The organism is Streptomyces sp. UNOC14_S4, assembly GCF_020740835.1.
Lineage (GTDB): Bacteria > Actinomycetota > Actinomycetes > Streptomycetales > Streptomycetaceae > Streptomyces.
On record NZ_JAINFC010000413.1, the window covers coordinates 1 to 6925 of the forward strand.

At 72.9% G+C, this 6925-nt stretch carries 6 protein-coding genes; 5 read left to right on the forward strand and 1 reads right to left on the reverse strand.

Going from position 1 to position 6925, the window contains the following annotated elements; all coding sequences use genetic code 11:
• Positions 1-1380: ABC transporter family substrate-binding protein (locus K6I34_RS28100; protein ID WP_229330014.1), on the reverse strand; the 1380-nt coding region annotated here is incomplete at its 3' end.
• A 329-nt stretch (positions 1381-1709) separates the two neighbouring features.
• Here K6I34_RS28100 and K6I34_RS28105 point away from each other — a divergent pair.
• The 5 genes from K6I34_RS28105 to K6I34_RS28125 all read left to right on the forward strand — a co-directional run.
• Positions 1710-1997: a hypothetical protein gene (locus tag K6I34_RS28105; protein ID WP_229330016.1), complete on the forward strand. Its 288-nt coding sequence runs from the start codon at positions 1710-1712 to the stop codon at positions 1995-1997.
• Positions 1998-2119: 122 nt separating this feature from the next.
• Positions 2120-2962, forward strand: a complete 843-nt coding sequence (locus K6I34_RS28110; protein WP_229330017.1) for a hypothetical protein — start codon at positions 2120-2122, stop codon at positions 2960-2962.
• A complete protein-coding gene (locus tag K6I34_RS28115) occupies positions 2962-4905 on the forward strand; it encodes a fumarate reductase/succinate dehydrogenase flavoprotein subunit (protein WP_229330020.1) in 1944 nt (647 codons plus the stop codon). Before K6I34_RS28110 ends, K6I34_RS28115 begins: the two co-directional genes overlap by 1 nt.
• Positions 4902-5669, forward strand: a complete 768-nt coding sequence (locus K6I34_RS28120; RefSeq protein ID WP_229330022.1) for a succinate dehydrogenase/fumarate reductase iron-sulfur subunit — start codon at positions 4902-4904, stop codon at positions 5667-5669. Before K6I34_RS28115 ends, K6I34_RS28120 begins: the two co-directional genes overlap by 4 nt.
• 89 nt (positions 5670-5758) lie before the next feature.
• Positions 5759-6925, forward strand: a 1167-nt coding sequence (locus K6I34_RS28125; protein ID WP_229330025.1) for a TPM domain-containing protein, incomplete at its 3' end; no start/stop codon positions are given.

Genomic DNA, 6925 nt, shown 5'->3' on the forward strand with positions numbered 1-6925 from the left:
GGCCGTGCTCAAACCGCTCGGGCTGCCCGCCGCCTTGTCCGCGGACCGGTCCCCGGCCTCGGCCTGCTTGCGGGAGAGCGCGCCCCGGGTGCCCTTCTCCTGCCAGCCCGCGTCCGCGAGCAGTGCCTCCGCCGCCTTGGTGTCCGGGCCGCCGATGGCGTCGCTGTTGTCCTCGTACCCCTGCTGACCGGCCAGGAAGAGGTGGCTGCCGAGCGGGGCGGCGGGCAGCCCGAGCGGTTTGAGCACGGCCTCCGCGAGGTCCTTGCGGTCGATGGCGCGGGCCACCGCGCGGCGCACCCGCTCGTCGGCCAGCGGCCCGGAGGCACCGTTGAGCGCGAGCTGGGTGTAGGAGGCGTCGAGGGACTTGCGGACGGCGAGCCCGCGCAGCGCCTCCGCCTCGGGGGGCTTGCCGACGGCGACGGGGACGGGGACGGCGGCCTTGCCCTTCTCCCCGTCCGCCTTGTCCCCCTTCTTCAGGGGCTTGTTCGCCGCGGCGATGCGGGCCGCGACGTCCGGGGCGACGTCGGCGAGGTCGAGCTTGCCGTCCGCGAGCGCGGCGGCCCGGTCGCCGGGCGGCACGGCCTTGAGCACGAGCCGGTCGAGCTTGGCCCGGTCGCCCCACCACCTCGGCTCGCGCACGAGGGTGAGCGACTGGTCGTCCTTGTCGCGGGAGGCGACGCGGAAGGGGCCCGCGGAGACCTTCAGCTCGTTGCGGGCACCGTCGTTGAAGGAGGTCGCGCTCCCCATCACGGACTTCGGGTAGAGGGGGGTGAAGAGCGAGGCCCAGTCGGCGGACGGCTTGGCGAAGACGACCCTGACCTCCTGCGCGTTGGCGCCGCGCTCGACCCGGTCGATGCGGTCGTAGCCGGTGTTGCGGGCCGTCCAGTACGCGCTGTCCTTGCCGCGCAGCGCCTTCCACTGCGCCTCGAAGTCGGCGGCGGACAGCGGGGTGCCGTCGCTCCAGACCGCCCTGGGGTTGAGCTTGTAGACGACGACCTGCCGGGGTTCGCGCTCGACGACGTCGACGGCCGTCAGGTAGTCCGGGTTGCGCTGCGGCCTGCCGCGCCGGTCGAGGGTGAAGAGGGAGGGCAGCACCGCGCCCGCGACCCGCTGGGTGGTGGCGTCGGCGTCGGCCTGGAAAGTGTTGAACGTCGCGGGCAGCGCGTCCACCGCCCAGCGCAGCGTGCCCCGGTCGGCGACCTTGGCGCGGGGCACGGCCGCGATGTCCGGCGGGGTGACCGGGCCCTCGGTGCCTCCGTGGCCGTCCGCGCCGCAGCCGACCAGCGCGGGCAGCGGGAGCAGGACGGCCGCCGCGAGCAGCACACCGGGACGGCGGCAACGGGTGCGGGTGCTCCTGAGAAGGGGAGCGAGGGGGGCCATGGGATACCTCCGCCTGACGGGGCTTGCCGCCGCTACGGCGCTCGTTCGGCGCAATGCGCGGCTGATCGCATCTACTGCCCACCACATAAGGCGAAGGTCGCTCCGGCACGGCGCCGACACGGCGCCCGGCGGGCCGTACGCCACCCGCGTGGCGGCCGCGCGCCACCCACGTGGAGGAATTCCTCACTCCGCCGGGCGCGGGGTCTTCCCACCGGCCCCAGGGCGCGACGGCGGACGCTATCTTCCCCCGGAGGGGTGTGACGCGCGACACTCACAGTCGCATCAGCGTCGCCACCCGCAACCGCCGACCGCGGAAGTGAGGGCAGATCATGTCCCTGAACGATGAAGTGACGGCAGTTCAGCGCTGCCTGGACGATCTGGGGCAGGCACTCGCCCGGCTGGAGAAGCACCTGGGCGAGCGGAATCTGGAGCTGCGCCGCGTCCGTACCGACGCCGCCCACCTCCGCGAGAGCGTCGAGCTCCTGCGCGAGGCCCACCGCCCCGCCGCCGAGCCGCCCGCCGAGCCGGTGGAGATCCCCGAGGCCCCGTACGACCCCGCGCTGTGGAAGGACGCCGACGACGAGGGGCTCGGGGCCCGCGACCGGCACGCGCCCTAGAAGTCCGACGGAAGACCGACGGAAGTCCGGCGGAAGACCGACGGACGCGCCCGGCGAGTCCGGCGACACCCCGATCCGACCACTCACTCCTCTATACCGCTCACTCCTCCATGGAGTCCCCCTTGGCCACTGGCACCGATCCCCGGACCACCGCCCCCGCCGCCACGGAGGCCCCCGGCGGCGTGCACCACGCCTCGCGCGCCGCGATCCCGGCCCGTCACCTGCGCATCGACCGCTGGTGGCTGGCGCCCGCGGCGACGGCGGGCGGGCTGCTGGCGTTCGTCGTCTACTCCACCTGGCGGGCGTTCGCCAACGCCGACTACTACGCCGCCCCGTATGTCTCGCCGTTCTACTCCCCGTGCGTCGCGAAGAACTGCGTCCCGATGAAGGACGGCGCGGACTGGGGCGTGTTCGGCTCGTGGTGGAGCCTCTCCCCCGCCCTGCTCGTCCTGATCTTCCCGCTGGGCTTCCGGCTGACCTGCTACTACTACCGCAAGGCGTACTACCGGGGCTTCTGGGCCTCGCCACCCGCCTGCGCCGTCGCGGAGCCGCACAGGAAGTACACGGGAGAGACCCGCTTCCCGCTGATCCTGCAGAACATCCACCGCTACTTCTTCTACTTCGCGGTGCTCGTGGCGGGCGTCCTCACCTATGACGCCGTGCTCGGCTTCCGCGACGCGGACGGCCGTTGGGGCCACATGGGCCTGGGCACCCTGGTGCTGCTCGCGAACGTCGCGCTGATCTGGGCGTACACCCTCTCCTGCCACTCGTGCCGGCACATCGTCGGCGGGCGGCTGCGGAACTTCTCCAAGCACCCGGTGCGCTACCGGATGTGGGGCTGGGTGAGCGTGCTGAACACCCGTCACATGCTGCTGGCCTGGGCCTCGCTGGTGAGCGTGGCGGTCGCGGACTTCTATGTGTACCTGGTCGCCAGTGGCGCCTTCGACGATCCGAGGTTCTTCTGATGTCGCACACGCCCCGGCAGTCCTGGGATGTGGTCGTGGTCGGCGCGGGCGGCGCGGGGCTGCGCGCCGCGATCGAGGCCCGGGAGCAGGGCCTGCGCTGCGCCGTGATCTGCAAGTCGCTGTTCGGCAAGGCCCATACGGTGATGGCGGAGGGCGGCATCGCCGCCAGCATGGGCAACGTCAACGAGGCCGACAACTGGCAGGTCCACTTCCGCGACACGATGCGCGGCGGCAAGTTCCTCAACCAGTGGCGCATGGCCGAGCTGCACGCGCAGGAGGCCCCGGACCGGGTCTGGGAGCTGGAGACCTGGGGCGCGCTCTTCGACCGCACCCCCGACGGCCGGATCTCGCAGCGCAACTTCGGCGGCCACGAGTACCCGCGGCTCGCGCACGTCGGCGACCGTACGGGCCTGGAGCTGATCCGCACCCTCCAGCAGAAGATCGTCTCGCTCCAGCAGGAGGACCACCGCGAGAGCGGCGACCACGAGGCCCGGCTGAAGGTCTTCCAGGAGTGCACGGTCACCCGCCTGCTCAAGGACGGCGACCGGATCGCGGGCGTCTTCGGCTACGAACGGGAGTCCGGCCGCTTCTTCACCATCGAGGCCCCGGCCGTGGTGCTGGCCACCGGCGGCATCGGCAAGTCCTTCAAGGTGACGTCCAACTCCTGGGAGTACACGGGCGACGGGCACGCGCTCGCGCTGCTCGCCGGGGGATCCCTGATCAACATGGAGTTCGTGCAGTTCCACCCGACGGGCATGGTCTGGCCGCCGTCCGTCAAGGGCATCCTCGTCACGGAGTCCGTGCGCGGCGACGGCGGGGTGCTGCGCAACAGCGACGGCAAGCGCTTCATGTTCGACTACATCCCCGACGTCTTCCGGGAGAAGTACGCGGAGACGGAGGAGGAGGGCGACCGCTGGTACCAGGACCAGGAGAACAACCGGCGCCCGCCCGAGCTGCTCCCCCGCGACGAGGTGGCCCGCGCCATCAACGCCGAGGTCAAGGCGGGCCGCGGCAGCCCGCACGGCGGGGTGTTCCTGGACATCTCCAGCAGGCTGCCCGCCGAGGAGATCCGCCGCAAACTGCCGTCCATGCACCACCAGTTCAAGGAACTGGCGGATGTGGACATCACCGCCGAGCCGATGGAGGTCGGCCCCACCTGCCACTACGTGATGGGCGGCGTGGACGTCGACCCGGACACCGCGGCGGCGGTCGGCGTGCCCGGCCTGTTCGCGGCGGGCGAGGTGGCGGGCGGCATGCACGGCTCGAACCGGCTGGGCGGCAACTCCCTCTCCGACCTGCTGGTGTTCGGCCGCCGGGCCGGGCTGCACGCGGCCGAGTACGCGGCGGCGCTCACCGAGGACGCCCGGCCGAGGGTGTCCGAGACCGCCGTCGAGGTGGCGGAGGCGGAGGCGCTGCGCCCGTTCGGCGTGGAGGGCGGCGACCCGGCCGTCTCCGCGGGCGGCGCGGAGAACCCGTACGCCCTGCACCAGGAGCTCCAGCAGTCGATGAACGACCTGGTGGGCATCATCCGCAAGGCCCCCGAGATGGAGGAGGCGCTGCGCAGGCTCTCCGCGCTGCGGGAGCGCTCGCGGCGGGCCGGGGTGGAGGGCCACCGGCAGTTCAACCCCGGCTGGCACCTGGCCCTGGACCTGCGGAACATGCTGCTGGTCAGCGAGTGCGTGGCGCGTGCGGCGCTGGAGCGCACGGAGAGCCGGGGCGGGCACACCCGGGACGACCACCCGGGGATGGACCGGCGGTGGCGGCGGGTGAACCTCGTGTGCCGGCTCGCGGAGGAGAGCGCGGGGTCCGCGATGGCCGACCCGCTGCTGGGGCTCGTGCGCCTCATGCGCCGGGACATGCCGCCGATCCGCGGTGACCTGCTCTCGCTCTTCGAGAAGGAAGAGCTGGCGAAGTACCTGACCGACGAGGAGCTGACGACATGAGCTACGACGCCCACTTCAGGGTGTGGCGGGGTGATGCGGACGGCGGGGACCTCGTCGACTACACCGTGGCCGTCAACGAGGGCGAGGTCGTCCTCGACGTCATCCACCGACTCCAGGCGACCGAGGCGGCCGACCTCGCCGTGCGGTGGAACTGCAAGGCGGGCAAGTGCGGTTCGTGCAGCGCGGAGATCAACGGCAGGCCGCGGCTGATGTGCATGACGCGGATGTCGTCGCTCGACCGGGACGCGACGGTGACGGTCACGCCGATGCGCGCCTTCCCGGTGCTGCGGGACCTGGTGACGGATGTGTCCTTCAACTATCAGAAGGCGCGCGAGGTCCCGGCGTTCGTCCCGCCGCAGGGGGTCGGGCCCGGCGAGTACCGGATGCGGCAGGAGGACGTCGACCGCTCGCAGGAGTTCCGCAAGTGCATCGAGTGCTTCCTGTGCCAGGACACCTGCCATGTGGTGCGTGACCACGAGGAGAACAAGGCCGCGTTCGCCGGTCCGCGCTTCCTGATGCGCGTCGCCGAACTGGACATGCACCCGCTGGACGCGGCGGCGGAGGCGGGCGTCGACCGCAAGCGCTCCGCGCAGGAGGAGCACGGCCTGGGCTACTGCAACATCACCAAGTGCTGCACAGAAGTCTGCCCCGAGCACATCAAGATCACGGACAACGCCCTGATCCCCCTGAAGGAACGAGCGGTCGACCGTAAGTACGACCCCTTGGTGTGGCTCGGGAGCAAGATCCGCCGCCGGGGGGCGTGAGCCTGGCGCAGATTCGGCGCGGATACGCACCGTATCTGGCCCCATGCTCCCGGTAGCGGGTCGGGCAGTACCGCCATACGCTCCCAAATGTGACACGGCATTCCAGGCGGCACGGGCCGGGGGCGCCGGGCCGGGCCAGGGTCAGGGCCCCCCTCGCCCTCGTGACGCTGTGCGCGCTGGCGGTCCCGGTCGCGCACGCCCATGCCGACACGCCCCTCGACCTGGACACCGGCGGCCGGATCACCGACACCGTCGGCGCGCTCGGACAGCGCCGCGCCCAGGTCACGGGGGCGCTGAACCACCTGCACACCACCCACCACATCCAGCTGTACGTCACCTACGTGCGGGACTTCTCCGGCCGCCCCGGGCACGCCTGGGCCGACGCCACCGCCGACCGCAACGGCCTCGGACCGCACGACGTCCTGCTGGCCATCGCCACCCACGAGCGGCAGTACGCCGTCTCCGCGGCCCCGGACTCCGGCTTCCGCCCGGAGCAGCTGAAGGCGGTCGCCGCCACCGCCATCGCCCCGGCCCTCGCCCAGCACGACTGGGCGGGCGCGGCCATCGGCGCCGCCGAGGGGTACGCCGCCGTGCTCCAGGGCCACCCGGTGCTGCCCCCCACGATCGTGCCCGGCGCCGGCGACCCGGGCGGCGACGGGCTCGTGCCCGGCCACCGCCGGGTGTGGCTGCCGGTGACCATCGCCGTACTGGCCCTGTTCACCGGCCTCTACCTGTGCTTCTGCTCCCGCCGGGCGGCCCGGCGCCGCGCCGCCCGGCGGGAGCGCCTGGTCCCCACCTCGACCCCGCCCGGGCTCGCCCGCATGGCACAGCCGATGACGCCGCTGCCCGCGCTGGAGGCGGAGGCCTGCCGGAACCTCGTCGAGACCGACGACGCGGTGCGCACCAGCGCCGAGGAACTCCTCTTCGCGACGGCCCAGTTGGGCACGGCCGCCACCCGGCCGTTCGCCGAGGCCGTGGCCTACGCGCGCGGCGAGCTCGCCTACGCCTTCCGGCTGCGGCAGGGCCTGGACGACGCCCCGTACGAGGACGACGACATCCGCCGCGGCACCCTCGACGAGATCTGCTCGCACTGCACCAGCGCCAACCGGCGGCTGGACGCCGAGTCCGCCGCCTTCGACCGGCTGCGCGGCCTCAAGGCCAACGCCCTGGGCATCCTCGCCCACGCCGAGGCCGCGGCGGCGGCGCTCGCGCCGCGCATCGACGCCGCCGAGGCCGCGCTGGCCGCCCTCGCCGAC